Origin of the sequence: Streptomyces sp. NPDC059832 (genome assembly GCF_042731715.1) — a bacterium.
Lineage (GTDB): Bacteria > Actinomycetota > Actinomycetes > Streptomycetales > Streptomycetaceae > Streptomyces.
This window is the reverse complement of sequence record NZ_JBHWIY010000010.1, coordinates 67,515-92,515: the sequence shown is the minus strand read 5'-3', so window position 1 is coordinate 92,515 and position 25,001 is coordinate 67,515. Positions and strand designations below refer to the sequence as shown.

Genomic DNA, 25,001 nt, shown 5'->3' with positions numbered 1-25,001 from the left:
GCTCAGCGCAGCTGATCGACATACAGATCGGTGCCCGGCACCGTCGGGATGAACGGCGCCACCAACTCCACCCGCCCCGGGCCGGATTCCGCGACCGCCGCGTCGAGCCCGGTGAAGTGCCCGGCCCAGCACTCCCTCGGGTCCTCCTGGAGGAACCAGAGCAGGGTCAGCCGGGTGTCGACGCCCTCGACCTGTTTCACATAGCTCATCCGGTCACCGGGCAGCGGCGTGGGCCGGAAGACGGTCACCATCGCCGCCGGGGATCCGGCCAGCCGCTTCGGCAGATGCCGCGAGCGCAGCCACTCCAGCAACTCGGCCCGCTTTCCGGCCCCTTCGGCACCGGCCCCCTCGACGTCGATCACTTCGAGGACCAGCCCCCGGTAGGGGTGGTCGAGGGCATGGAAGTCCCGGGGCCCCGCGGCACCGTCCCGGTAGACCGTCGCCTCGTGGTCCTGGAACGCGGTGAACACATGGGTACGGCCCTGGTGGACCCGGCCGTCCCGGTTGAGCCTCCGGTTGATGCCGACGGTCCACCTCATGTGGTCGTCGTAGCGCCCGTCCGTCACCCAGTACGTCGACAGGTAGCAGCCGGCCGTGACGGGCCGCGCGACGGCGGACGCCTCCGGGTAGCGCAGCTCCTGGAGCTCCCGGGTGGCCACCCAGCGCCGCCCGGCGAACATCCAGGGCATCGCCATCGCGCCCGCGTAGTAGTGGTCGTCCTCGTACCAGCGGTTGTACGCGTACTCATGGCCCGGGTGCGGTTCGACCATGGTGATCAGCGCATGGCCGGGATGGACGCCGTACGGCCCCAGCGCGGCCAGTTCGGCGTAGGTGTCGCTCCGTGTCTCGTCGCTCATGCCGTTTCCCTTCCGTACTCCGCAGCGGCGTCCTACTCTGACGCCCCGTCAGACGAACTGCCAGAGCCGGGAGGCCACCGATGTTGCTCGCGGGGAAGACCGTCATCGTGTCCGGGGTGGGCGCCGGGCTCGGGCACCGGGTCGCGGCGGCGGTCGTGCGGGACGGCGGCGACGCGGTGCTCGGGGCGCGTACCGCCGCGAATCTCGCCAGGACGGCCGCGGAGATCGACCCGGACGGCCGGCACACGGCCCGGCTGGCCACCGACATCACCGACGAGGCGCAGTGCGAGGCGCTCGCCGCGCTGGCCCTGGAGCGGTTCGGGCGGATCGACGCGGTGGTCCATGTCGCCGCCTGGGACAGCTACTTCGGCGGGATCGAGGATGCCGACTTCGCCACCTGGCAGTCGGTGATCGACGTCAATCTGCTCGGCACGCTGCGGATGACCCGCGCCTGCCTGCCCGGCCTCAAGGAGCGCGGCGGTTCGGTGGTGATCATCGGTACGCAGTCCTCGGTGGCCGCGCCGTCCCAGGTCCAGCAGGCGGCGTACGCGGCCTCGAAGGGGGCGCTCACCTCGGCCATGTACTCCATGGCGCAGGAGCTGGGCCCGCACCGGATCAGGGTGAACACCGTGCTGCCGGGCTGGATGTGGGGGCCGCCGGTGCAGGCGTACGTACAGTTCACGGCACACAGCGAGGGGGTGCCCGAGGCCGAGGTGCTGGGCAGGCTCACCGAGCGCATGGCGCTCCCGGAGCCGGCCACCGACGGCGATGTCGCCGAGGCCGCCGCGTTCCTGGCCTCGGACCGGGCACGGGCGATCACCGGGCAGTCGCTCCTGGTCAACGCGGGCGAGCTGATGCGGTAGGCCTGAGCAATGAGCCTCCCCTTCTCCGCCGCACGGGACCCGCATCCCGTGCGGCGTTCCTCGTTGTCCTCTGCACAGCCTGACGAAGTGCCCGCTCATCGTGTGTCCGCCGTCACGTCGGCGACAACGACCGCGTAAGTCAAGAGCAAGCAAAATCGTTCGACTTGCTGATCTGCGTTCACATCCCTGACCGTGGAAACCTTGACCCCGATACCGGACAGGCGGTTCAATCCCCGATGTCCCCGCTCCCGCACGGGGCCCCGCTGAACGGCCGTACTGACGAAGCGCGCTCCCCGTTCACAAGGCGGACCCCAGGAGGGGGCACATGAACAGTCTCGACTGGGTCGTGCTCATCGGCTACTTCGGCGTGATGATCGCGATCGGGATCTGGTCCCACAAGCGCGTGGACAACGTCAGTGACTTCTTCACCGCGGGCGGCAGGATGCCGTGGTGGCTCTCCGGAATCTCGCACCACATGTCCGGCTACAGCGCGGTGATGTTCACCGGGTACGCGGGCATCGCGTACCAGTACGGCGTCACCTCCTTCGTCACCTGGTCGCTGCCGATCGCCATCGGCATCGGCATCGGCGCCCAGCTCTTCGCTCCCCGGCTCAACCGGCTGCGCTCGCGGCTGCATGTCGCCTCGCCGCTCGAATACCTGAAGAACCGCTACAACATCCCGACGCAGCAGGCGCTCGCCTGGTCCGGGCTGCTGCTGAAGATCGTGGACGTCGGCGCCAAGTGGGCGGCCATCGCCACCCTCCTGTCCGTCTTCACGGGCATCTCGATCACCCAGGGCATCCTCATCACCGGCTGCATCACCGCCGTCTACTGCACGGTCGGCGGCCTGTGGGCGGACGCGCTCACGGAACTGGGACAATTCGTCATCCAGCTCTTCGCCGGCGTCGCGATGCTCGTCACCGCCATGAGCAAGCTCGACGGCGTCAGCACCCTGTGGACGGTCTGGGACAAGCTGCCCGAGGGGCATACGAACCCGACGGCCGGTCCGTACACCGTGACCTTCCTGCTGGCGTACCTCTTCATCAAGACCTTCGAGTACAACGGCGGCATGTGGAACCAGGCGCAGCGCTACATGGCCACGGACTCCGCAGCCGCCGCGAAGCGCTCGGCCCGGCTCTCCGCCGTGCTCTGGCTGGTCTGGCCCACGGTCCTGTTCTTCCCGATGTGGTGTGCCCCGCTGCTGGTCCACGCGCAGAAGCCGGACGCCTCGGACAGCTACGCCCTGATGACCGAACAGCTGCTGCCGCACGGCCTGCTGGGCCTGGTCGTCGTCGGTTTCTTCTCGCACACGATGGCCATGTGCTCCTCGGACGCCAACGCCATCTCGGCCGTCTTCACCCGGGACATCGCCCCGGTTCTCTCCAAGTCGGCGCGCAACTGGGGCAGTCGGGCCGGGCTGCTGGCGGCGCGGCTGTCCACGCTCGGCTTCCTCGGCCTGTCGATGGCGCTCGCCACCCAGATCAACTCGCCGACGTTCAAGGACATCATCTCCGTCGTCATCAAGTGGGTCGCCGGCCTGATGGGTCCGATCGCGATTCCGTTCATGCTCGGTCTGCTGCGCAGGTTCCGCAGGTCGGGTCCGACGGCGGCGCTGGTCAGCTGGGCGGCGGGGCTGCTGGCGTTCTACTTCACCAATTACGACTTCGACGGTTCGGTGAAGACGAACGTCGCGCTCCAGTACCAGGTGGCCCTGCCGCTGGCGATCTCGCTGGTCCTCTACATCGTGATCGGCTTCGTCAGGCCGGAGGACACCCCGGAGCGCGACGCGATCATCGAGCAGATCAACTCCGACGGTGACGGCGCGGCGGCCGGGGCGACGGTGCCGGCCCAGGCCGGTCCGGGGGACGCCGCGGTCGCGGAGGGTGCGAAGGACTGACGCCCGCCGCTCCGCGGGGCGGGGGTGGGTCAGGCGCGCGGGTAGCGGGCCAGCCAGCCCGGTGCGGCGGCCGACGGGCTGTGCAGGGCCGGCCCCTGCGTCATCTCCATCGCGAAGTCGTCCGCGAGCTCCAACAGCGTCGCCCTGCCCTCCAGTTCGGCGAGCCAGGCGGGTGGCAGCGCGGTCTCGCCGTGCAGCGCGCCGAGCAGCGCCCCGCACAGGGACCCGGTGGCCGCGGAGGGCCCGCCGTGGTTGACGGCCAGCCGCAGCCCGTGCCGGATGTCCTCGCCGACCAGCGCGCAGTACACGGCGACGGCGAGGACTTCCTCCGCGGCGTCCGTGGCCCCCAGCGACTCGATCAGGGCGGGTCCCGGAATGCCCTGGCGCACGGTGCCGAGAGCCTGCTTCAGCGCCTCGGTGACCGGTTCGTGCCCCGGGCGCTCGGCGAGCAGGTCCAGCGCGTGCTGGACGGAGCCGTCCAGGGTCTCGCCGCGGGCCAGTCCGTGCACCATCACGGCGAGGGCGCCCGCGGAGAGCAGGGCGGTGGGGTGGCCGTGGGTCTGGGCGGCGCACTCGACGGCGAGCTGGAGGACGAGCTGGGGCTCCCAGCCGACGAGCAGCCCGAACGGTACGGAGCGGGTGAGGGCCGCCGAGTCCCGCGCCTGGGGGTTCTTGGGCTTGTCGAGGGTGCCCATGGTGGTGTCGCCGAGCCCGGTCAGGCATTCCCGGGTCGGGCCGCGGCGGGCGTACAGCCACTCCTGCCGGGCGAGCCAGCCGTCGTCCTCGCGGCGTTCGTCGGGCCCCCAGTCGTGCTGGGTGGCCGCCCACCGCAGATGGGCCCGGTGCACATCGGTGGGCGGGTGCCAGGCCCCGGTGTCGCGACGGACCTGGGCGCGTATCAGCCCGTCGACGGTGAACAGGGTGAGCTGGGTGACGGCGGTGACGGTGCCGCGTCCGCCGTGCACGGGGACCAGGTCGGTCAGGGCGTCGGCGCCGTGGGCCGTCCGGATCTCTTCGAGTGTGAGCCCGTCGACCCCCGCCCCGAGCGTGTCTCCGATGGCCCCGCCCAGCAGTGCGCCGCGTACCCGGCTGCGGAAGTCCTGCTGCTCGGCACGGCCCCACACAGCCGTGGTCCCTGTGCTCACCGCGCCCCTCCCCCGTCGGCCCGAGATCCGGCCCGCCTGCGACTGCGCAGCACTGTAATCGAACGGAGACGGTCGGTAGAGCGCACGAATCGGGTACGAGCCGGTATGTGAACGGACGTCCCGCAGGTCGTTTATGACCGGCCGAAGATGTCTCGGGTGACATGACACACTCTCTCGCCATGACGGCTCCACCACGTGGCGACACCCCACCAGGAGAGCGGCGGCATGTCGATCATCCTGACCGGGCGCGAGGACGGTTACCCGCCCGGCATCCTCACTGCCGATATCGACTCGCCCGGGATGCTCGGCTGCCACTGAGCCGCGGTGTACCCGCCCCGCACCGGAGTCGGTCAGGCGCCGATATCGCCACGTCCACACCGATGAGTTTTCCCGGCGTGGGCAGTCCCACTGTTACCGACACGCACAGGAGGAGACACGTGACTCAGCTGCTGAGAGTCCAGAACTTCAATGTTTCGAGCGACGGCTTCGGCGCCGGCGAGAACCAGAGCCTGGAACGGCCGTTCGGCGACGCCGACCCCGGGGCGATGTTCTCCTGGGCCGGGGCCACGGCGAGCTGGCCCATGCGTACCGACCCCGGCGGCAGCCGCGGCCTGGACGATTACCTCACTCGGGACTTCGCCCGCAACATCGGCGCCGAGATCATGGGCCGCGGCAAGTTCGGGCCCCAGCGCGGCCCTTGGGAGAACCTGGACTGGCGTGGCTGGTGGGGCGACAAGCCTCCGTTCCGCACCCCGGTGTTCGTGATGACCCACCACACGCGTCCTTCGTTCACGCTCTCCGACACCACGTTCCACTTCGTCGACGACGACCCCGCCACGGTCCTCGAACGGGCCCGGGAAGCGGCGCAGGGCAAGGACGTCCGACTCGGCGGCGGGGCCACCACCATCCGCGAGTTCCTCGACGCCGACCTGGTCGACACCATGCATGTGGCGGTCTCGCAGGTGGAGCTCGGGTCCGGGTCACGGCTCTGGAAGTCGCCCGACGAGTTGCTCGACCGGTTCCACCTGGATGTCGTGCCCAGCCCGAGCGGCGTGACGCACCACCTGTTCTGGCGGAAGTGACGCGAGGGAAACCGCTTCGGACGGCGCCGTACGACCGCTCCGGCGTACGGCGCCGCCGGCCTCAGTCCGGCAGCACGGGAAGCAGCTCCGGCAGGTGTCCGTCGGACGCCGCCGCCGCCGACACCCGCTCCTGGGGGACCTCCCCGTACAGCGTCGTACGCGGCTTCGCCGGACGGCCCGCGAGTTCCGCGATGGCGACCAGGTCCTGGACGGAGCGGTACGAGCCGTAACCGGAGCCCGCCATCCGGGAGATGGTCTCCTCCATCAGGGTGCCGCCCAGGTCGTTGGCGCCCGAGCGGAGCATCTCGGCCGCGCCCTCCGTGCCGAGCTTGACCCAGCTGGTCTGGATGTTGGTGATGTGCGGGTGCAGCAGCAGCCGGGCCATGGCGGTGACGGCCCGGTTGTCGCGGTCGGTCGGGCCGGGGCGGGCGATGCCCGCGAGGTAGACCGGCGCGTTGGTGTGGATGAACGGCAGCGTCACGAACTCCGTGAAGCCGCCGGTCTCCTGCTGGAGGCCGGCCAGGGTCCGCAGGTGGCCGAGCCAGTGGCGGGGCTGGTCGACATGCCCGTACATCATCGTGGACGAGGAGCGCAGGCCCACCTCGTGGGCGGTCCTGATGACCTCCAGCCAGGTCGCGGTCGGCAGCTTGCCCTTGGTGAGGACCCAGCGGACCTCGTCGTCCAGGATCTCGGCCGCCGTGCCGGGGATCGAGCCGAGCCCGGCCTCCTTCGCCGCGATCAGCCAGTCACGGATGGACATCCCGGTACGGGTGGCGCCGTTGACGACCTCCATGGGCGAGAAGGCGTGCACATGCATGCCGGGGACGCGTTCGCGCACCGCCTTCGCGATGTCGAAGTACGCGGTGCCGGGCAGGTCCGGGTGGATGCCGCCCTGCATGCAGACCTCGACCGCGCCGACGTCCCACGCCTGCGCGGCCCGGTCGGCGACCTGGTCCAGGGAGAGGGTGTACGCGTCGGCGTCGGTGCGCCGCTGGGCGAAGGCGCAGAACCGGCAGCCGGTGTAACAGACGTTGGTGAAGTTGATGTTCCTGGTGACGATGTACGTGACGTCGTCGCCGACCACGTCGCGGCGCAGGGTGTCCGCGATCCGGCACAGCTCGTCGAGCGCCGGGCCGTCCGCGTGGAGCAGGACGAGCGCCTGCTCGTCGGTGAGCTTCGTCGGATCGTCGGCGGCCCGGCTCAGCGCCTGGCGCACATCGCCGTCGATCCGGGACGGGACCATGCCGGGTGCGGCGGCCTCGCGCAGCGCCTCCCAGTCCCCGTACACCTCGTCGAAGTCCTCGCGGCGGTCGCCGGTGCGGCCCTCGGTGTCGATGGTGCGGTGCAGGTCGGTGCGGCCGGTGGCGCCGAACTCCTGGTCCGGCTCCTGCCAGGGCAGCCCGGCGGGGACGGCGTCCTCGCGGGCGAGCCCCGTCTCCGGGTCGGCGAGGGCGCGGACGTGCGGGAGGAGGCGGGGGTCGAGCCACGGCTCGCCGCGCCGGATGAACTCCGGGTAGATGGTGAGCCGTTCCCGGAGCGCGAAGCCCGACTCGGCGGTCCTCGCGGCGAGTTCGTCGATGTGCGGCCAGGGTCGCTCGGGGTTCACATGGTCCGGCGTGAGCGGCGAGACGCCGCCCCAGTCGTCGATCCCGGCGCCGACGATCAGCGCGTACTCGGCATCGACGAGGTTCGGCGGGGCCTGGATGCGCGCGGACGGGCCGAGAATGTGCCGGGCCACGGCGATGGCGGCGGCCAGCTCCTCCAGCTCGGCGTCCGGCATGCCGCGCATCGCGGTGTCCGGCTTGGCGCGGAAGTTCTGGACGATGACTTCCTGGATGCCGTGGTAGGCGCGGGCGGTCCTGCGCAGCTCGAAGAGGGAGTCCGCGCGCTCCTCGTACGACTCGCCGATGCCGATCAGGATGCCGGTGGTGAACGGGACGTTGGAGCGCCCCGCGTCCTCCAGCACCCGCAGCCGCACGGCCGGTTCCTTGTCCGGGGAGCCGTGGTGCGGACCGCCGGGCTCGGACCACAGGCGGGTGGCCGTCGTCTCCAGCATCATGCCCATGGACGGCGCGACGGGCTTGAGCCGCTGAAGGTCGGTCCAGCTCAGCACGCCCGGGTTGAGGTGCGGGAGGAGCCCCGTCTCCTCCAGCACCCGGATCGCCATGGCGCGTACGTACGCGAGGGTGTCGTCGTACCCCTCGGCCTCCAGCCACTCCCGCGCCTCGGGCCACCGGTCCTCGGGCCGGTCGCCGAGCGTGAAGAGCGCTTCCTTGCATCCCATGGCCGCGCCCTCGCGGGCGATGTCCAGCACCTCGTCGGGCGAGAGGAACATCCCGTGTCCCTCGCGTCGCAGCTTGCCGGGCACGGTGACGAAGGTGCAGTAGTGGCACTTGTCGCGGCAGAGCCGGGTCAGCGGGATGAAGACCTTGCGGGAGTACGTGATCACACCCGGCCGCCCCGCGGCGTCGAGACCGGCGTCACGCACCCGGGCGGCCGAGGCGGCGAGGTCGGTCAGATCCTCCCCCCTCGCCTGGAGCAGGACGGCGGCCTCGGCCACATCGAGAGCGACACCGTCACGGGCCCGCTTGAGGGCACGCCGCATGGAATTGGTCGTCGGACGTCCGCGCTGAGGATCGGTCATGAACCCGAGCATACGAGCGGGGCCCGCACCCCGGACCAGGGCATCTGCCGGGCACGGCCACGGGGCTGGTCGGGGCTGCCGCGCGGCGGCAGGGCTCCGGCGGCACGGCCGTCCGCGTCAGACCAGCTCGTCCGCGAGCAGATCCATCAGCAGACCGTCCTGCCAGGCTCCTGTCCGGTGGTCCCGCCCGTACGCCCGCATGATTCCCACGGGTTTGAACCCGACCTTGCCGTAGCAACGGATCGCCGCGGAGTTGGCCGCGGCGGGATCGATGGTCAGCCGGTGATGGCCGCGTTCCCGCACCAGCCACCGGGCCAGCGTGCGCACCGTATCGGTACCGAGGCCCTTCCCGTGGTGCCTCGCCGTCAGGAAGATGTCGATGCTCGCGTGGCGGAACTCGGGATCGGTCTCCTCATCGAACTGGACGGCGCCGATGACCTCGCCCTCGAAAACGACGGCCAGCATGCCCTCGTAACCGTCCGGGGGCGACCACCACGCCGCGACTTCCGGTTCCCTCACGACTCTTTCGAGGATCTCACCGTCGCCGTCGGCCACCGACCGCAGCTTGACCTCGTCCCCACGCAGCTCCATGCCCTCATCCCCTCATCCTCCCCGAGGAGTACGGAGAACGACGCTCCGCAGCCTCCGGCCCACCACGTGTTCCGGGCCCGGAACAAGTCTGCACCGGGCGTGGCGCAGCAGTCTTCTTGCTTTCCGCGGTTCTCCGGAGGGATGTCGGAAGCCTGTCGGCGGTGAGCGTGATCTGTCGACGGTCTGTCGGTGGACGTTTCGACCTTGGGCGGGTCGGTGTTCCCCATGAGCACGCTGCCCCCGAACGCAAGGAGTCCGTCATCGTGTCTTCCGCATCCCAGAGCCGGCCGTGGGACGTGCACCGGCTGCCGTCCGCCGAGGGCAGGAGCTTCCTGGTCACCGGGGGGCAACGCCGGGATCGGCTACTTCGTCGCGGAGCAGCTTGCCGCCACCGGCGCCGTCGTTGTGCTCGGCAGCCGGGACGCCGCGAAGGCCGATGCCGCCATGGCCTCGATCCGCTCGCGCGTCTCCAGCGCGCACGTGCGGCAGCTTCGGCTGGACCTCGCCGACCTGTCGTCCCTGAAGGCCGCCGTGGACAGGCTGGGCCTCGATCATCTCGACGCGGTGGTCCACAACGCGGGGGTCGCACTCGACGACCCGCCGCGTCGGGAGACAGGGGACGGCCACGAGCTGATGTTCGGCACCAACCACCTCGGCCACTTCGCGCTCACCCAGTGGCTGGCGCCCGTACTGTCCGCGGCGCCGGCGGGCCGCATCGTGACGGTGGGGAGCTTCGCGGCGCGGTCCGAGCGGCTGGACCTGGACGATCTGCAGTCGACCCGGGAGTACCGGCCCAAGCGCACCTACGGCCGGTCGAAGCTGGCGCAGATGTGCTTCGGCTTCGAACTCGATCGCCGCCTGCACGCCGTGGGCAGCACGGTGCTCAGTGTGGTGGCCCACCCCGGCGGCGCACTGGACTCCCTCGCTGTTCCCCCCGACAGGACGAAAGCTGTCGGCATACAGGGGCAAACCGGTGCATGCCCGAGCGACTCCGATTTCAGGTGAGGGCGGCGACCAGCAGGGTGAAGGCGCCGACGAGGACGGCGACGCGGACGTAGTGCCAGCGGTCCCAGCGGTGCATCTGCTTCTTCCAGTCCTCGGGCCGGTTCTCCGGGGTCCACGTCTTGCCCCGGTTGTTGATCGGAACGAGCAGCAGCAGCGACATGATCACGCTGACGATCAGCAGTCCGGCGGCGGTGACGACGAGTCCGGTGCCGTGGTGGTGCCATCCGGCAATGGCCCAGACCGCGGCGAGGACGACCGAGCCGATGTACCAGAACGGCATCACGGCGCCGAGCATCCGGCCCCCGTGGCTTCGGCCGAGCTGGCCGGCGTCGCCCGGGAGGGCGTCGAGGATCCGGTTGATGACGAAGGCGACGGAGAACTCCACCCCCACCATCAGGCCGACCACCACGGTGGTGACGACCTCAAGTGCGTTGAGCATGACGACCCCTCCAGGTATCTAGCGTTGCTAGCTGTCGAGGTAACGCTAGTACTGCTGCCGCTCGATTGTCTAGCGGTGCTAGAATCGAATCATGTCAGTACAGGAACGAAAGCAGCGGGAACGAGCGGAGCGCGAGCGCCTCATCGTGGAGACGGCCCGTGAACTCGCCGAGCAGCAGGGCTGGGACGCGGTCACCACGCGCCGACTCTCGGAGCGCATCGAGTACAGCCAGCCCGTCCTCTACAGCCACTTCCGCGGCAAGCGCGAGATCATCGGCGCCGTCGCCCTCCAGGGCGCTGCCGAGATGGCCGTCGCGTTGCGGGCCGCGACCGCCGCCGCGGGCGGTCCGCGCGCCCGGGTCACCGCCCTCGCCCACGCCTACCTCGACTTCGCCGAGCGCAACCCGGCGGTCTACGACGCCCTGTTCCAGCTCGACGGCGGTCTGGCGTACTCACAGGAGGACACCCCGGAACCTCTCAAGGACGCCTTCGCCGCCCTGCTGGAGTGCCTCGGCGAGGTCGCCGGGGAGGGCGTCCACCCGGCGCTGTTCACCGAGGTGTTCTGGGCGTCCCTGCACGGGATCGCGACCCTGACCCGGGCGGGACGGCTGCTGCCAAAGGACGCCGCGCAGAGGGTGGAACTGCTGGCGGACCGCCTCGCCGTTCTCTGACGCGTCGTCCCGGCGGGTACGCAACCGGGGTCCTCGGGCCCCGCTGCGGCCCGCCCACGGCATCGCTTCCGGTCACGCGCGCCCACCCGGCGCAGCCGCAGAGGGACACCTGCTCGACACCCGCGGCCAGGCGCTCAGCGCCGCCGTCCGGGGCAGCCCGCCGACACGGTGGCTGTCCACTCGACCGGTTCCAGGGCCCACGCGAATGCGCTCTCCTGACTCCCGCACCGACCAACGCCCTTGACGCCTGGTCAGGTACAAGCCCCTTGAGCTGGGGTTTGTGAAATCCAACGCCGTTTCATGGAACCGAATCGCTGAGACAGAACCTGGACACTCGCGGGATCATTTGAGGATCGCCCCGGCCCTAGTGTCGTCGGTGTCAGCAGGAAACACCGCAACCGACAGCCGCTGGAGATCACGATGCGCTCGCGTCTCGCCGCCCGTTCCGCCCGTCTCGTCCTGGCCGCCGCGGCCGTGACGGCCCTCGCCGCCACCACCACCGCCTGCAACCCCGAAGACATCGCGAACACCGGCAGCTCCACGGCCCCCTCCGCCGTCGCCCCCGCCGCCGACGGCGGCAACAACAGCTCCTCCGACAACAGCTCCTCCAGCGCCGGTTCTTCCAACGACAGCTCCTCCACCGGCGGCTCCGGCTCCCACGGCTCCACCGTCGAGACCGACTCCGGCGACGGTGGAAAGAGCAGCGGCTACGGGCAGTCCTGCGGCACCAACGACCTGGACTTCACGGTCACCTGGGAGGCCCAGCCCATCAGCTACTACCTCGTCACCGCCAAGGCCAAGCCCGGCATCACCTGCTACCTGGACGTCAACACCCCCAGCGTCTCCTTCGGCTCCAACGCCGACGGCGTCGCCTCCCCCGTCGGGCAGGGCGGCGAAGACCCCATCAAGCTCTCCGGCTCCGCCGTCGCGTACACCGGTATCAATCCCAAGACCACCGACGGCGAAGGCGGCACGCAGTTCGGCAACGTCATCATCTCCACCACCGAGGACGACCCCAACCCCGCCGAGCTCGAACTCCCCGACATGGCCACCGTGGACCAGCCCGTCGTCACCAACTGGTCCACCAACCGCAACGAGACCATCCCCCGCGTCATCTGACCAACCGGCGCCAAGGTGCACTGCCGGTGGCAGCTTGCGGTCCTGGAAGTTCAGTGGCCCCTCAACGAAAGCCCTGGTCGACGCCGCACTGAGCATGAACTTGCTCCAGTGGCAGAAGAACTTTCTGCCCTGACCCGCACCGTCCCCGGCGAGGCCCCCGGTGTGCCCGGGGGCCCCTTGCCGTTCGGCGTACAGCGGCGTGACCGGCAGCCGGCCACCCACATGCTCGTCCTGCCCCGCTGACGGCTACCGCTTCGTCGGGGCCGTGCCGCAGAACTCCGCCTCGACCGGCTTCTGGGTGTCACCGGTCCAGTCGGCATTGAAGTTCGCGGCGAGGGAGTGCTCCCCGTCCCGGGTGACCTGGGCCTCGGAATGCGACCCGTGGATGCCGCCGTTGTGCCCCCAGACCTCCTTGCCGCAGCTCAGCTTCTGCCTCATGAGACCGAGCCCGTAGCCGACGCCGGGCAGGTCTGGAGAGATCTGGACGGTGTCGGTCATCTCCCGCATCCCGGCCGCCGGAAGCAGCCGGCCCTTGAGCAGCGCACGGTAGAAGGTCTGGAGATCGTTCGCGTCGGAGATCACCTCGCCGGCTGCGCTGGCGATGCTCGGATTGAGCTCGGTGACGTCGTACGTGGGTCCGCCGGTCTCGCGGGAGAGCTTGGAGTAGGCGCGGGAGTTCGGCTCGGGCATGCGGGAGTCGGTGCCGGGCACGGAGGTGGCGCGCAGCTTGAGCGGCTTGACGATCCGGTTCTCGATCTCCTTGCCGTAAGGACGTCCGGTCACCTTCTCGACGACCATCCCGGCCAGCACGAAGTTGGTGTTGGAGTAGTTCCAGTCCGTCCCGGGGGCGAAGTCGGGCTCGTGCGCCATCGCGACGGCAACGATTTGCTTCGGGGTCCAGGTGTCGTAACGGTGTCGCAGGAAGCCGAGGCCGAGGACCTTCTCCTGGAGGGCTGGGTCCTCGGTGTAGTTGTAGATGCCGCTGGTGTGGTTGAGCAGCTGGCGGATGGTGATCTTCCGCCCGTCGTGCCCGTGTCCGCGCACCACACCGGGCAGCCACTTCTCGACCGGGTCGTCGAGGTCGAGCCGGCCCTCGGCCTGGAGCTGGAGCAGGACGGTGGCGGTGAAGGTCTTGGTGATGGATCCGACCCGGAAACGATCGCCCGACTTCCGCTCGCCCGCGGTGCCGGACCAACGGGCCCTTCCGTCACGGGCCTGCGCGACGGCCCCGGGCACGCCCTCGGCGACGGCCGCGTCCAGGGCCTGCTGGGTGGCGGCGTGAGACGGCTTGGCCGGCGGCGCGGCAGCCACGGCGGGCGCGGCGAGCGCGGTGACGGTGATCCCGGCGACGAGTCCGGTGGCGAGGAGGGTACGGACGCTACGTGCGGCTGGCATGCGGGCTCCCGTGATCGTGAACTGCGGTCACGGGAGGGGACCTTGGAGGCGAGCAGCGGGTTGATCCCGGTCGCAACGGTTGAGCCCCTTTCAGCCGTTCCCACTCCGCATCCGTCAGATCAACCCGCCCGTGCCCACAACAACGACCCCGGATACGTTCCTAACGGGCGCAGGTCAGGTCCTTCGCGGGCAGCCGGCCCGTGGTCAGGTACCGCGTGACGTCGGCGTCCGCACAGGACGGGCCGGCCACCACCACGCCGTGGCCCTCACCGCCGGCCACCGTGATCATCCGCGCACCGTGCAGCGCCCGGCGCATGCCCTGCGCCATGGCCAGCGTCGCCTGCGGGTCCCACTGGTTCTGCACGATCAGCGCGTTGACGTCGTTGTTCACCACGGTGGCCGGCTCCCTCGCAACCGACTTCCAGAACGCGCACGGCTGAATGTTGGCCCCCAGGTCGCCGGCCAGCGGGTAGGTGGCCCGGTCCCGGATCACGTCCCGGCGGTACTGCTCGGGGTTGCGCGGCCAGCTGCGGGTGTCGCCGCAGAAAAGACCCCAGACGACGGCGGACGCGTTGTCCGCCGGAACGTCCGCAGTGAACGTCCCCGCTTCGGTGGACCGGACCGGGGCGGAGCCGGGTGCCGCCGATCCGGCCGACACCGCCGACGCGGTCAGCGTGGCCGGCGCGGGCGGTCCGCCCTCGGCTGCGGCCTTCAACGAGACGATCCACGGGGTGACGGCCTCGACGTGGACGAACGCGTTGTACGCGGAACGGATGGCGCCGCCGCTGAGCGCCCCGCCCTCCGTCGGGACGGGTGTGCGGTCGGCGCGGGCGATGAGCTCCCAGTACGTCTTCCGGACCTCCGCCGGAGTCGGGCCCAGCCCGTACGTGTCGTTGCGTGCGGCGGCCCACTCGGTCCACCGGGTGAAGGCGAGTTCGGCCCCTGCCGACCATCCCCGGAACAGCCCTCGCCACGCGAGCGCCGGATCGAGGGCGCTGTCGAGCACGAACCGGTCCGAGCGCTGGGGGAACATCTGCGTGTAGACGGCCCCCAGGTAGGTGCCGTACGAGTACCCGAAGTAGGAGATCTTCTTCTCTCCCAGTGCCGCCCGGACGACATCCATGTCCCGTGCCGTGTTGCGGCTGGTGATGTGCGGCAGCACGTCCCCCGCCTTGGCCCAGCACTTGTCGGCCACCGTCCGGGCCCAGGCCACGTCCTTCGCGAACGTCCCTGCGGTGTAGGGGTGCTGGAAGGCCTGTTCCTCGCCCGTCAGGCCGCAGCCGATCGGCGCACTCTGCCCGACCCCTCGCGGGTCGAAGCCGATCAGGTCGAACCGCTCCCGTACCTCCGCCGGCAGCAGCGGCTCCATCTCCGCGGGCATGGTCAGCCCCTGAACGCCCGGTCCTCCGGGATTCATCAGCAGCACGCCGCGCCGCTCCTTCGTGCTGCCCGCCCTGATCCGCGATATCGCGAGGTCGATCTTCCGGCCCCCGGGGGCGCTGTAGTCCAGCGGCACCTTGACCTTCGCGCACTCCAGGGCCGCCGGCTGGCCCGTGTCGCAGCGCTCCCAACGGAGTTTCTGCTGCGCGTACTGCTGGAGCGGATCCCCCGCGGCGAACGCCGTCACGGGGGTGAGCGCTGCCATCACGGTCGTCACCGCGCCGACCGTCAGCACGGAAATCATTCGGGCGCCTCGTAGAGCCATGCCAGTCCTCTGTACAGAATCAGTGTCTCGGATTGCCTCCAGTCTCTGTTCGGCCCCACTCGTGCCCGTACGGCCCGGGGATGGGCTCGTGATCCAACTGGTGGAGTAGGACGCCGCGCCACCGTCCTGCTGGAGTCCTGCTCCTCGTCGTTCCTCTCTCCGGGTCGGCGGCCGACCGGCCACCTGCCGGCAGTCCCGCCGTGGGCACCCCGGCCCGCAACGCGGCGACGGCACCGGCGGCCTCAGCGCCTATGACATGGCCTCGCTGTCTTCCAGGTCTATCGGATCAGCGCGCCAGTCCCCCTCCCCTAGGGGTTAGGGGAGGGATGCCCGGCCTCGTACCCTTCTGCGAAGGTGACGCCCCGTTGCGCCTCGGCTTGTCACCGTCATCGTGATCCACATCGGCGGCCTCGGCCGACTTCACCGGGCCGTGGCCAGCTCGGCCCACACCGTCTTGCCTACGGCCCGGTCCTTCACGCCCCACGCGGTCGCCAGCGCATCGACCAGGTGCAGGCCGAACCCGGACTCCGCGCCGGGGCGGGAGGGCCTCACCTCCGGCTCCCGTTCCCCTCGCGCATCCGACACCTCGATACGGAGCGTGCCCGCGAGAACGACGAGCCGCAGCTCGAAGTCCCGCCCCGGCACGAGCCCGTGCAGCACCGCGTTGGCCGCCAGTTCGGACACGATCACCGCGACGTCCCCGGAGAGCTCGCTCCCGTACGGGACGCCCCACGAGTCGAGTTGGTGCACAGCAAGCCGGCGGGCGAGCCGGGCGCCCCGACGGGTGGCGCTGAAGCGTTGGGCGAACTCGGCGCCCGCAAGGGTGATTTCGGCGTTCATGTGACTCAGCGTGTGCACTGACTCGTAGTCTGGCCAGTAATGACATCACGACTCCCCGTAGCGGTACGGGCCCTCCCGGCCCGCGGTACGGGGCGTCGGCCGTGACCGGGTGGACAGAGAGCGGTGCGGGACACGTGGAGAAGGAAGTGCGGCCCGAGCGGCCAGCTGAATCGGACGGAACGGCACACCTTTTCAGGGCGCTCGGTAAAATGATCAAGGTGCTGCGCGAGCGCGCGGGCATGAGCCAGAAGGAACTGGGCTTCGCGACGCACTGCGGGGAGGACCTGATCTCGGCGATGGAGCGAGGGGTACGGACGCCTCAGCCGGAGTTCCTCGAACTCGCGGATGACGTGCTCAGTGCGGGTGGCCTGCTCCGGGCGACGATCGGGGAGGTGCGGGAGGCGCTGGCGAAGGCGCGAACGCGACATCCGGAGTGGTATCGCGGTTACGCGAATCTGGAAGCCGCCGCGTCACAGCTCTACGACTACAACAACCAGGCCGTGCCTGGGCTGCTCCAGACCGAGGCGTACGCCCAGGCGGTCTTCACCCAGCGACGCCCACTGCTCAGTGAGGAGACCATCGAGAAGCGCGTGGCCGACCGGATGGACCGGCAGCTGGTCTTCGAGCGCTGGCCTCTCCCGACATTCCACTTCATCCTGGACGAGAGCGTGCTGATGCGCCCCATTGGGGGCCGAGATGTGCATCGGGAGCAGTTGCAGACGCTCCTGCGCATCGGCCGGCTCAGGACGGTGCAGCTCCAGATGGTGCCGCTCGACCGCACCGAACAGCCCAGCCTCGACGGCCCGTTCACCATGATCACCCCCAAGGGGAAGCAGCAGCTCGCCTACCTGGAGATTCACGGATACCCGAGGCTCATCACCGAGCCAGAAGAAGTCCGGGTGCTGGCCATCCGCTATGGAATTATGCAATCGGTGGCTCTCACTCCAGGGGAGTCCTTGGCCGCGATCGAGAAGATGCTGGGAGAGCAATGAGCATCGAGCAACTGAACTGGTTCAAGAGCAGCTACAGCAGCGGCGAAGGCGGCAACTGCATCGAGGTCGCCTACGACTGGCGCAAGAGCAGCTACAGCAGCGGCGAAGGCGGCGAGTGCGTCGAGGTCGCGACCTGCCCCACCGCCATCCACATCCGCGACTCCAAGAACACCCAGGGCCCCCACCTCGACGTCGCCCCCGGCGCCTGGTCCGCGTTCGTCACGTACGCGCGTCAGGGCTGATCGCACCAGGTCAGCCCACGTTCGCCCGGTCCCGCACCGGATCGCGACAGCCGCGACCCGGTGCGCCGCGACCCGGAGGACCGCGACGCGGCGGGCCCCGACGTAAAAAGGCTTTTAAAGGCTTTGGGAAGAAGAAACTTCCCCAACCCAACCCCTCCCCCGGCCACGTACAGGAGCCCGTCACTCACACGGGTGAGGTTCGCCAACTGAGCTGGGTTTCGCAGGGGTTCGCTGGCATATGCTCACCGCGAAAACCCCCAGACATGCGTCGGCCCCCGGCCGGGAGTGCAATCCCATACCGAGGGCCTGACCACCGAGGAAGTTAGGGCTTCCTGATGGATACACAGCAGGTTAGCGCGCCCCCGCGCACCCCGTCTCCCGTTCGCGGGGCCACCGCGGCGACGGCCGGTGTCAGGCACATCAACACCCGGCACACCAGCCGCTTCACCGTCATCGGCAACCACCTCGCTCAGCACCGCCAGCTCTCCCTGCTCGCGATCGGGCTCTCGACGTACATCCAGTCGCTTCCCGCCGGGGCGCGGATCGGCATCAAGACGCTCGCCGAACGCTTCCCGGACAGTGAGGCCCGTATCGCCGCCGCGTTACGCGAGCTGGAGGCCCACGGCTACCTGAGCCGTACCCGCGAGCGGCTGCCCAACGGCCCTGTCGTCACGCGCACTTGCTCCTACAACCAGCCGACCGGCACCGCGCAACGCCACTCCGCTCCGCCCCCGGCACCCAAGCCGCGCCGCCAGGCACCCGCACCCGTGGCCGTGGCCGCAACACCCCCGCCGACGCCTCCACCCACTCCCGCACCCCCACCCCCGCCGCTCCCCCGGCCCCGCAACCCGCTCCCCCAGTACCTCCGCGCCGCCACCGCGCTGCTCAGCGATCTGCACCGGCACGCGGCCGAGATCACCCTCACCGAGAAGGACGTCGTCCTGCTCGCCCCCGCCGCCGCCACCTGGTTCGAGCGCGGTGCCACGGCCGCCGTCCTCCGCAAGGCCCTCACCGACGACCTTCCCCGGCCCCTCAAGCGCCCCGCCAAGCTCCTCCGGTACCGCCTCACCGCTCTTCTCCCGCCCCCGCCGACCCCGGAGCACCCCATCGTCCTGCTCCAGAACTGCGACCGCTGCGACCGGGCCTTCCGCTCCTCCACCCCGGGCAACTGCGGCGACTGCCGGGAAGAAGCGGCCGACGATCCGCACACCCCGTTCCCTATCCTGAGCGGATGATCACTGCTCCTGAACTCGTCATATTCGACTGCGACGGCGTACTCGTCGACAGCGAGCGCATCGCCGTACGCATCCAGGTCCAGGTGGGCGCCGAGCTGGGGTGGCCGCTGACGGCGGAGGAGGTCGTCGAGCAGTTCGTGGGGCGGTCGAACAAGTCCGTCGGCGAGCTGGTCGATGCCCGGCTGCCCGGTGCGTCCGCCGCCTGGCAGCAGCGCTTCGAGGACCTCCACCGCGACGCGGTCGGGACCGAACTCGTCGCGGTGGAGGGCATCCACGAAGCGCTGGCCGCCCTCACGCTCCCCACCTGCGTGGCCTCCAGCGGCAGCCACGACAAGATGCGCCACACCCTGGGCCACACCGGGCTCTACGCGCACTTCGAGGGACGCATCTTCAGCGCCACCGAGGTCGCACGCGGAAAGCCCGCCCCCGATCTCTTCCTTCACGCGGCCCGGCGGATGGGGGTCGACCCCGCCGCCTGTGTGGTCGTCGAGGACAGCAAGTACGGCGTGCAGGCCGCCCGTTCGGCCGGGATGCGGGCCCTCGGCTTCGCGGGCGGGCTGACCCCGGCGCACTGGCTGGAAGGCCCGGACACCGTGGTCTTCGACGACATGCGCAAGCTGCCGACGCTGCTGTCCGGGAGCTGAGCGTTCCCGGCCCGCCGTTTCCCGTGTCCCGCGGCGCTCCGGCCCGTCACCACTCCTCGTAGTGGCCGATCACCCGGAAGCTGCCCGCGACGCCGTTGTCGATGAACCCGCCGCCTCGGACGTTGGGAGTCACGACACCGTAGGTGCTGCCGTAGGGGCCGACCGTGGCGACCGGAGAACCGCCGTCACAGGCGAACCCCCGAAAGACCTCGACCGCATACCGGCTGTCGTTGTAGATGCTGAAGCTGCTCGACCCCAGCCCGCTGGCCGCGGGGACGCAGCCCCCCGGGTAGGCGCCGTACTCCCGCTCGTTGAAGTAGATCCGCTCCTCCCTCTTCCGGTCGTGGCCGCGGTCGCGCCCGCCCCGGCCGCCGCCCTCGTCACCGCGCCCGCCACCCTCGTCGCCGCGGTCGCCGCCCTCGTCGCCGCGGTCGCCCCGGCCGCCGCCCTCGTCACCGCGCCCGCCGCGGTCGGAGCCCTCGTCGTTGCGCCCGCCACGGTCGGAGCCCTCGCGGTCGCCACCGTTGTCCCCCTTGTCGCCCCTGCCCTCCGTTCCGCTGTCGCTGCCGAGGGGGGCCGGAGCGGGGGCAACCTGCCGGGTGGGCGGGGCGGCCCGGTGGGCGGGCTGCTCGGCCCGGTGAGCGGGCTGAGCAGCCTGCCGGGCGGCCGGTTCGGGCTGGGTGAATCCGTCAGTCGAGGCATAGGTGATGCCAGTGGCAAGGACCGCTGTGCCGACTACGGCGGCGGCCACAGTGAAGGTACGCGTAGGCATGTCGCTTCTCTCCGTCTCAGAGACGCCGGCCTGACGGCCGACCTGCGGCGAACGTACCGAGGGGCCCCATACCTGTCATTTCGGGCAAGCCCAGGGCGTGACACCGCAGGACCGGTCGGGTACAAAGAAGGCATTCAACGCATATCTTCCATACCGATGTCGCTGCGCCGCCGGTCACTTCCACGGGACCGCCTGCATCACGCTCTTCGCGGTCGGCGCACCCGGTGCGCAAGCTGCCGACACCACGTCCCGGGCCACAGCGGCGCGGCCGGCCGCAGCGAAGCCCTGAAATCTGCACGGCGGGACCCGGCCGACCGGATCCCGCCGCGTGAGACCTACCGAAGACCTCTGCTCAAGAGTGGGCCGGCCACTCCACCGACTACTCCACGAAACGCCAGGTGATGTCGATCGTCTCCTCGTCGAGGGAGGCGAGCTCCTGGTACGCGGCGCGCGTCAGATCGAGGCCGTACATGTCCGAAGTCGGGTTTGCGTCAAGGACGGTCGCGGTTATGGACCTTCCGTTGTGCGTGACCACGACCTTCCTTCCGCACTGAGAGGACTGGGCCGATCCGGATCCGAACATGCGGTGGTCGAGCGCAACAACGAAATCGCTGTCCCTGATGACTTGGCCGCACGCCCCCGGCACCCCGTCGGGGCTGAAGTAACTCGCCGCTCCGTTGTAGCCGTGCGGCGGCTGATCCGGCGACTCGCCCGGCTCCGGGGGCGGTGACGTGGTCCGGCCCGGCTCCGGGGGCGGTCCCGTCGTCCTGCTCTGGTCCGGGGGCGGCGTTGTGGTGCTGCCCGGCTCCGGAGGTGATGCCGTGGTGCTGCCCGGTTCCGGGGCGAGAGTGGAACGGGGTGACTCGGTCAGGCTGGGGGCGGGTTCCTCCGGTTGCCCTGAAGCGCTCGATGCCGGGACGGGGATGTCGGTGTCCTCCGAGGCGGAGGCGGTGGCGACGATCACGGCAGCGGAGCCGACGGCCAGCAGTGCGGCCGCCGCGATTTTGGCGATCTTTGCTCTCAACGTTCCCTCTCTGAATGTCACATTCCGGACGGCGCGTATGCGAGGCATTCGTGGCGGGGGGTGCCATGAAGTTTCCTCGCAGCCACGCCACCGCGATCTCCGCCCACCTGGGCCGACGATCGCGGCGGCCCCATGATGACCAATCCCGCTGATGCTCCACTGATGCCCCACTGACGTTCGGCAACGGGCCGCGAAGGCCGGGCGCCCGTACGCGCAAGGGCCGGGCGCCGCACCGTCTGGTGCGGGTCGCCCGGCCCTTGCGTTCGGCTCGACCGCGTCAGCGGGCGACCGCCTTGGTCGCCTTGCTGATGGCGGTGCCACTGGCGTGGCCGGTGCGGCGGGCGGTCACCTTCACGGTGATCTTCTTGCCGCGCTGGGCGGACTTGAGCGTCAGCGAGGACTTGGTCGCACCGGAGATCGCCTTGCCGCTCGCGTACCACTGGTAGCCGTACGAGGTCGGGGCGGGCGTCCAGGTGCCGTGGGCGGCCTTGAGGGTGCGGCCCACCTTCGCGGTGCCGGAGATCGTGGGCTGCTTGGTGGCCTTGGGCGCGCTGCCCTTGGCGACCTTCACCGAGGCGGGCGTTGCGAAACCGTCGGCGTGACCGGCGCGGTGGGCCGTGACGGTGATGGTGAGGTACTTGCCGAGCAGCGACGCCGGGACGGTGTACGTCGATGCCGTCGCGCCCTTGATGGCCTTGCCGTCGGCCTTCCACTGGTAGCCGTAGGAGGTGGCGACGGGCGTCCAACTTCCGTTCGTGGTGGTCAGCTTGGCGCCGACCTTCACGGTGCCGGTGATGTTCGGGGTGGTCGTCACCCCGGGCGCCGCGCCCTTGGCGACCGTGAGCGCCGCCGAGGTGGCCGGGACGTCCGCCGTGCCGGTGCGGCGGGCCGTGACGGTGACGCCGATCTTCTTGCCGAGCAGCGAGACCGGGACGGTGTACGCGGCGGCGGTCGCGCCGGTGATCGGCTGCCCGTCGGCGTTCCACTGGTAGGCATACGAGGTCGGGGCGGGGGCCCAGGTGCCGGGGGCGGCGGTGAGGCGGTCGCCGACGCGGGCGGTGGTGCCGATGGTCGGCGGTGCGGTGTTGCGGAGCGGGGCCGAGGTGACGGTGAAGTCGCCCCGCGCGTACTCCCCGCCGTTGTGGGTGATGACGCTCGCGCTCCAGGCGCCCTCGGCCGCGCCGGTCAGGTCAAGCTCGGCGGTCAGGGTGCGGCGGTCGGGCGAGACGGAGACCGTGGTCCCGGTGATCTCCCGGCCGGGGTTCCGCAGCACGAGGCGGTGGTCCTTGTGCAGGGCCGTGCCGGTGACCGTGACCGTCGTCCTCGTACCGGATGCGCCGGTGGCCGGGGTGAGCTTCGTGACGGTCACCCGCTCCATGCCGCAGAGCCCCGGGCAGACCGCCTCGGCCTTGTACGAGGTCCGCGAGGCCTTCTCCGGCAGGGAGAGGACCAGGATGCTCGGGGTGAGCTCCCGCGAGTACGACTCGATCACCGAGCACTGGTAGCCGCCGGGGGTGCCGTGTACGCAGCCGTTGTCGAGGCTCGGGTCGTACAGCGCGGGCACCGCCGTATCGGTGGCGCCCGTCGTGTCGCTGATGTCCATCGTGAAGCGGTCGCTGTACGCGGTGGGCAGCGCGGCGCAGACGGCGGTGTGCTGCTCGTCGAGGGTGCCGGTGACCGGGCCGTAGCCGTACGCGATGCTCGCGACCTTCTCGCACTCGGCGGCCGGTCCGTCCGGGCCCGCGATGCGCAGGGCGTCGAAGCGGTACGAGTCGGGGGCCTTCAGCGTCGCGGGGACGGTGACCAGGACCTGGTAGCGGGTGGAGCCGGTGACGGCGCACGCCTGGTTCTTGTTGCAGTGCGCGGTGCCGTCGGCGCCGTACACCACCACGTTGGCGGTGCCGAGCGGGTCGCGGACATCGATGTGCAGGGTGTCCTTGGCGTCGGCTGTGGTGACCTGGCGGCAGCGCAGCTCGCCGGGGGCGCCCATGGTGCCGCCGGTGGACGGGCCGCCGGGCTTCGTCGCCGGGTTCGCGGTGCAGCCCTTGGCGGTCGAGGTGACGTCGCGCCGGGCCAGGACGTACTCGGCGGGGGTGTCGCGGCCGGTGACCAGCACGGTGTGGGCGGCGCCCGGGGTCAGCGCACAGGTGGTCCAGGTGGAGACGGAGGCGCGGGCCGAGCAGATCTGCTTGCCCTGGACGTCCAGGACGGTGAACTGGGCGAGGGCCGTGGTGCCGGGTGCCGCCTGGAGCTGGATGTTCTCCCGGGTGCTGTGGTCGTTCGCCGGAATGCTCAGGCAGCGCGAGAAGACGCCGTCACCGGTGGTGACGCGGGCGGTGGGGCCGGTCGCGGTGAAGTCGCCCGCCGGGAGGGCCGGACAGTCGCCCGCCTCGTCGGTGCGGTGCAGGACGAGGGTGTACGGGCCGGTCGGCTTCGACTCGCTGTCGGTGGAGACCAGGGCCCGGAACGGGGCCTTGCCGGTGAGTCCGCAGGTCCCGTCGGCGAGGCGGGACGGGGCGCAGCGCTGGATGCCGTCGGCGTCGACGAGGGTCACGTCCGGGTGGGGCGCGGGCCCGTAGAGAGCCTCCAGCACCGCCAGCCGGGCGCCCTCGGGGAGCGGCAGGGACAGGCAGTCGATCTCGCCGCCGACGGCGAACCCGGAGTGATGCACGCCGAGTTCGACCGGCACGCAGCCGGTGGTGGCGGAGTGGTCGATGACGAGGGTGGGGGCGTCGGTGAAGACGGTGTAGTCACCGGCGGCGGGGAGGGAGCAGACGTCCCAGGTCGCGCAGACGGTCCTGCCGTCCCGGTCGTACACGGCGAGCACGGACCGTACGCCGTCGTGGACGGCGTACGCGTCGTAGCGTCCGGCGGCCGGGGCGGTGAAGGTCCGGCATCCGTGGGCCGGGTCGGCGGCCGTGGGGCCGGCGTTGTATCCGTTCAGCGCCGGGTGCGTGCAGCCGGCCGGGTCGGAGATGCGGCGGACGGCGAGGGTGTACTCGGCGGGGAAGCCGTGCTCGGCCTCGCTGACCTGCGAGAGGACCCGGTACGGGCCGTCGCCGGGCAGTACGCAGCCCTCGCTGTCGTCCTCGTTGAAGTGCGGGCAGATCCGGGCGCCGGTCTCGTCGGTGATCCACGACAGGCTCTGGCCGTACGCGGACGGCCTGATCCTGTTGGTGATCCGCTCACCCGGCTTGCCCGCGAACGGCTGGCACTGGATGGCCGTCGGCCCGGCCGCCGAGCCGACGACGGGTGCGGTGTCCCAGGACGTGCCGATCTCGGGCGCGCAGCCCTCGGTGGTGGCGAGGGGGACGACGGCCACGGTGGGCCTGCTCGGCTCGGACCAGTCGTTGAACAGCCGGAGCGTGAAGTCGCCCGAGCGGGGCAGCCGGCACCAGCCGGCGCCCCACTCGGGGTCGTAGCAGTCGATCTCCGTCTCGCCGTCGTAGACATGGGTGTACGTGCTGGCGTTGGCGCCACCGACGAGCACGACCTTGTGCAGCCCGGCGGCCCCGGCCGTGAACGTGAAGCAGGCCGTGCCGTCACCCGGGATCGTCGGCTTGCCCTCCGCCGGGGCGGCCTCGCCGAAGCCGGAGAGCGGCAGGGCGGCACAGTCCTCGTCGGCCGGGGCACCGGACGGGGCGTCGGCCGCCGCCGTGGGGGCGTACGCCTGCGCGGCGGTCGCGGGTATCAGCAGCGAGAGCAGGACCGACAGCGCGAGCAGCAGCGCCGCGTACGCCGCCGGTCTCCCGGATCTCGCCGCCGTGCGTGAGTAGTTGGGCATTCCGTTCCCCCCGGACCGGTGAAGTGTGCGCTTCTGCCGGGGCTTCACGAACGGCG

Annotated in this window: 21 protein-coding genes and 1 pseudogene; 11 read left to right on the top strand and 11 right to left on the bottom strand. The window is 70.7% G+C overall.

Features of this window, described 5'->3' with window-relative positions:
* Positions 1–2 precede the first annotated feature (2 nt).
* Complete coding sequence (locus ACFV8T_RS19465; protein WP_385328920.1) at positions 3–857, bottom strand: hypothetical protein; 855 nt, start codon at positions 855–857, stop codon at positions 3–5.
* An 80-nt stretch (positions 858–937) separates the two neighbouring features.
* On the opposite strand from ACFV8T_RS19465, the gene ACFV8T_RS19460 reads away from it, so the two are divergent.
* Both ACFV8T_RS19460 and ACFV8T_RS19455 read left to right on the top strand, forming a co-directional pair.
* Positions 938–1,720 (top strand): SDR family oxidoreductase, encoded by a 783-nt coding sequence (locus ACFV8T_RS19460; protein WP_385328919.1) that lies wholly within the window; start codon positions 938–940, stop codon positions 1,718–1,720.
* Between the two features lie 325 nt (positions 1,721–2,045).
* Entirely contained in the window at positions 2,046–3,617 is a 1,572-nt protein-coding gene (locus ACFV8T_RS19455) for a sodium:solute symporter family protein (protein ID WP_385328917.1), read from the top strand.
* Positions 3,618–3,646: 29 nt separating this feature from the next.
* Here ACFV8T_RS19455 and ACFV8T_RS19450 read toward each other — a convergent pair whose 3' ends face one another.
* Entirely contained in the window at positions 3,647–4,762 is a 1,116-nt protein-coding gene (locus ACFV8T_RS19450; RefSeq protein WP_385328916.1) for an ADP-ribosylglycohydrolase family protein, read from the bottom strand.
* A gap of 437 nt (positions 4,763–5,199) precedes the next feature.
* On the opposite strand from ACFV8T_RS19450, the gene ACFV8T_RS19445 reads away from it, so the two are divergent.
* The gene (locus tag ACFV8T_RS19445; protein ID WP_385328914.1) at positions 5,200–5,844 is read left to right on the top strand and encodes a dihydrofolate reductase family protein; all 645 of its coding nucleotides are present in this window, start codon (positions 5,200–5,202) and stop codon (positions 5,842–5,844) included.
* A gap of 61 nt (positions 5,845–5,905) precedes the next feature.
* Here ACFV8T_RS19445 and ACFV8T_RS19440 read toward each other — a convergent pair whose 3' ends face one another.
* Together ACFV8T_RS19440 and aac(6') are read right to left on the bottom strand one after the other, a co-directional pair.
* Positions 5,906–8,488: a bifunctional FO biosynthesis protein CofGH gene (locus tag ACFV8T_RS19440; protein WP_385328912.1), complete on the bottom strand. Its 2,583-nt coding sequence runs from the start codon at positions 8,486–8,488 to the stop codon at positions 5,906–5,908.
* Positions 8,489–8,605: 117 nt separating this feature from the next.
* Entirely contained in the window at positions 8,606–9,079 is a 474-nt protein-coding gene (aac(6'), locus tag ACFV8T_RS19435; protein WP_385328911.1) for an aminoglycoside 6'-N-acetyltransferase, read from the bottom strand.
* A gap of 263 nt (positions 9,080–9,342) precedes the next feature.
* Between aac(6') and ACFV8T_RS19430 the strand changes: the two are divergent.
* Positions 9,343–10,003 (top strand): annotated as a pseudogene (locus ACFV8T_RS19430) (SDR family NAD(P)-dependent oxidoreductase); the annotation flags it as partial.
* 73 nt (positions 10,004–10,076) lie between these two features.
* Here the strand turns inward: ACFV8T_RS19430 and ACFV8T_RS19425 are convergent.
* Positions 10,077–10,523, bottom strand: coding sequence for an anthrone oxygenase family protein (locus ACFV8T_RS19425; RefSeq protein WP_385328910.1), 447 nt, complete (start codon positions 10,521–10,523; stop codon positions 10,077–10,079).
* 91 nt (positions 10,524–10,614) lie between these two features.
* On the opposite strand from ACFV8T_RS19425, the gene ACFV8T_RS19420 reads away from it, so the two are divergent.
* The 3 genes from ACFV8T_RS19420 to ACFV8T_RS19410 all read left to right on the top strand — a co-directional run bounded on the left by ACFV8T_RS19420 (position 10,615) and on the right by ACFV8T_RS19410 (position 12,555).
* A complete protein-coding gene (locus tag ACFV8T_RS19420) occupies positions 10,615–11,193 on the top strand; it encodes a TetR/AcrR family transcriptional regulator (protein ID WP_385328908.1) in 579 nt (192 codons plus the stop codon).
* A gap of 420 nt (positions 11,194–11,613) precedes the next feature.
* Entirely contained in the window at positions 11,614–12,312 is a 699-nt protein-coding gene (locus ACFV8T_RS19415; protein WP_385328906.1) for a hypothetical protein, read from the top strand.
* A gap of 108 nt (positions 12,313–12,420) precedes the next feature.
* The gene (locus tag ACFV8T_RS19410) at positions 12,421–12,555 is read left to right on the top strand and encodes a hypothetical protein (RefSeq protein WP_385328905.1); all 135 of its coding nucleotides are present in this window, start codon (positions 12,421–12,423) and stop codon (positions 12,553–12,555) included.
* Positions 12,556–12,558: 3 nt separating this feature from the next.
* On the opposite strand, the gene ACFV8T_RS19405 is transcribed toward ACFV8T_RS19410, so the two are convergent.
* The 3 genes from ACFV8T_RS19405 to ACFV8T_RS19395 all read right to left on the bottom strand — a co-directional run bounded on the left by ACFV8T_RS19405 (position 12,559) and on the right by ACFV8T_RS19395 (position 16,252).
* Positions 12,559–13,707, bottom strand: coding sequence for a serine hydrolase domain-containing protein (locus ACFV8T_RS19405; RefSeq protein ID WP_385328904.1), 1,149 nt, complete (start codon positions 13,705–13,707; stop codon positions 12,559–12,561).
* A 160-nt stretch (positions 13,708–13,867) separates the two neighbouring features.
* Positions 13,868–15,391 carry an alpha/beta hydrolase gene (locus tag ACFV8T_RS19400; RefSeq protein WP_385328902.1) on the bottom strand — a complete coding sequence of 508 codons (1,524 nt, stop codon included), beginning with the start codon at positions 15,389–15,391 and terminating at the stop codon, positions 13,868–13,870.
* A gap of 441 nt (positions 15,392–15,832) precedes the next feature.
* Positions 15,833–16,252, bottom strand: coding sequence for an ATP-binding protein (locus ACFV8T_RS19395; protein WP_385328900.1), 420 nt, complete (start codon positions 16,250–16,252; stop codon positions 15,833–15,835).
* Positions 16,253–16,398: 146 nt separating this feature from the next.
* On the opposite strand from ACFV8T_RS19395, the gene ACFV8T_RS19390 reads away from it, so the two are divergent.
* The 4 genes from ACFV8T_RS19390 (at position 16,399) to ACFV8T_RS19375 (ending at position 19,365) form a co-directional block, all read left to right on the top strand.
* Positions 16,399–17,244 carry a helix-turn-helix transcriptional regulator gene (locus tag ACFV8T_RS19390; protein WP_385328899.1) on the top strand — a complete coding sequence of 282 codons (846 nt, stop codon included), beginning with the start codon at positions 16,399–16,401 and terminating at the stop codon, positions 17,242–17,244.
* The gene (locus ACFV8T_RS19385) at positions 17,241–17,486 is read left to right on the top strand and encodes a DUF397 domain-containing protein (protein WP_385328898.1); all 246 of its coding nucleotides are present in this window, start codon (positions 17,241–17,243) and stop codon (positions 17,484–17,486) included. The genes ACFV8T_RS19390 and ACFV8T_RS19385 overlap by 4 nt, the downstream gene beginning before the upstream one ends.
* A 335-nt stretch (positions 17,487–17,821) precedes the next feature.
* Positions 17,822–18,721: a helix-turn-helix domain-containing protein gene (locus ACFV8T_RS19380; protein ID WP_385328896.1), complete on the top strand. Its 900-nt coding sequence runs from the start codon at positions 17,822–17,824 to the stop codon at positions 18,719–18,721.
* Entirely contained in the window at positions 18,718–19,365 is a 648-nt protein-coding gene (locus tag ACFV8T_RS19375; RefSeq protein WP_385328894.1) for an HAD family hydrolase, read from the top strand. The genes ACFV8T_RS19380 and ACFV8T_RS19375 overlap by 4 nt, the downstream gene beginning before the upstream one ends.
* A gap of 46 nt (positions 19,366–19,411) precedes the next feature.
* Here the strand turns inward: ACFV8T_RS19375 and ACFV8T_RS19370 are convergent, their stop codons facing one another.
* From ACFV8T_RS19370 to ACFV8T_RS19360, 3 genes are all read right to left on the bottom strand, one after another.
* The gene (locus tag ACFV8T_RS19370; RefSeq protein WP_385328893.1) at positions 19,412–20,137 is read right to left on the bottom strand and encodes a hypothetical protein; all 726 of its coding nucleotides are present in this window, start codon (positions 20,135–20,137) and stop codon (positions 19,412–19,414) included.
* A 379-nt stretch (positions 20,138–20,516) separates the two neighbouring features.
* On the bottom strand, positions 20,517–21,161 hold the full coding sequence (locus ACFV8T_RS19365) for a hypothetical protein (RefSeq protein WP_385328892.1): 645 nt from the start codon (positions 21,159–21,161) through the stop codon (positions 20,517–20,519).
* Positions 21,162–21,438: 277 nt separating this feature from the next.
* On the bottom strand, positions 21,439–24,945 hold the full coding sequence (locus ACFV8T_RS19360; protein ID WP_385328890.1) for a hypothetical protein: 3,507 nt from the start codon (positions 24,943–24,945) through the stop codon (positions 21,439–21,441).
* Positions 24,946–25,001 lie beyond the last annotated feature (56 nt).

Bases quoted from the DNA above. Each gene is read 5' to 3' on its own strand.
- ACFV8T_RS19370 (WP_385328893.1), bottom strand. From the start codon at position 20,137: ATGCCTACGCGTACCTTCACTGTGGCCGCCGCCGTAGTCGGCACAGCG.
- ACFV8T_RS19415 (WP_385328906.1), top strand. From the start codon at position 11,614: ATGCGCTCGCGTCTCGCCGCCCGTTCCGCCCGTCTCGTCCTGGCCGCC.
- ACFV8T_RS19375 (WP_385328894.1), top strand. From the start codon at position 18,718: ATGATCACTGCTCCTGAACTCGTCATATTCGACTGCGACGGCGTACTC.
- ACFV8T_RS19440 (WP_385328912.1), bottom strand. From the start codon at position 8,488: ATGACCGATCCTCAGCGCGGACGTCCGACGACCAATTCCATGCGGCGT.
- ACFV8T_RS19385 (WP_385328898.1), top strand. From the start codon at position 17,241: ATGAGCATCGAGCAACTGAACTGGTTCAAGAGCAGCTACAGCAGCGGC.
- ACFV8T_RS19420 (WP_385328908.1), top strand. From the start codon at position 10,615: ATGTCAGTACAGGAACGAAAGCAGCGGGAACGAGCGGAGCGCGAGCGC.
- ACFV8T_RS19425 (WP_385328910.1), bottom strand. From the start codon at position 10,523: ATGCTCAACGCACTTGAGGTCGTCACCACCGTGGTGGTCGGCCTGATG.
- ACFV8T_RS19380 (WP_385328896.1), top strand. From the start codon at position 17,822: ATGGATACACAGCAGGTTAGCGCGCCCCCGCGCACCCCGTCTCCCGTT.
- ACFV8T_RS19395 (WP_385328900.1), bottom strand. From the start codon at position 16,252: ATGAACGCCGAAATCACCCTTGCGGGCGCCGAGTTCGCCCAACGCTTC.
- ACFV8T_RS19360 (WP_385328890.1), bottom strand. From the start codon at position 24,945: ATGCCCAACTACTCACGCACGGCGGCGAGATCCGGGAGACCGGCGGCG.
- ACFV8T_RS19455 (WP_385328917.1), top strand. From the start codon at position 2,046: ATGAACAGTCTCGACTGGGTCGTGCTCATCGGCTACTTCGGCGTGATG.
- ACFV8T_RS19465 (WP_385328920.1), bottom strand. From the start codon at position 857: ATGAGCGACGAGACACGGAGCGACACCTACGCCGAACTGGCCGCGCTG.
- ACFV8T_RS19400 (WP_385328902.1), bottom strand. From the start codon at position 15,391: ATGATTTCCGTGCTGACGGTCGGCGCGGTGACGACCGTGATGGCAGCG.
- ACFV8T_RS19405 (WP_385328904.1), bottom strand. From the start codon at position 13,707: ATGCCAGCCGCACGTAGCGTCCGTACCCTCCTCGCCACCGGACTCGTC.
- ACFV8T_RS19460 (WP_385328919.1), top strand. From the start codon at position 938: ATGTTGCTCGCGGGGAAGACCGTCATCGTGTCCGGGGTGGGCGCCGGG.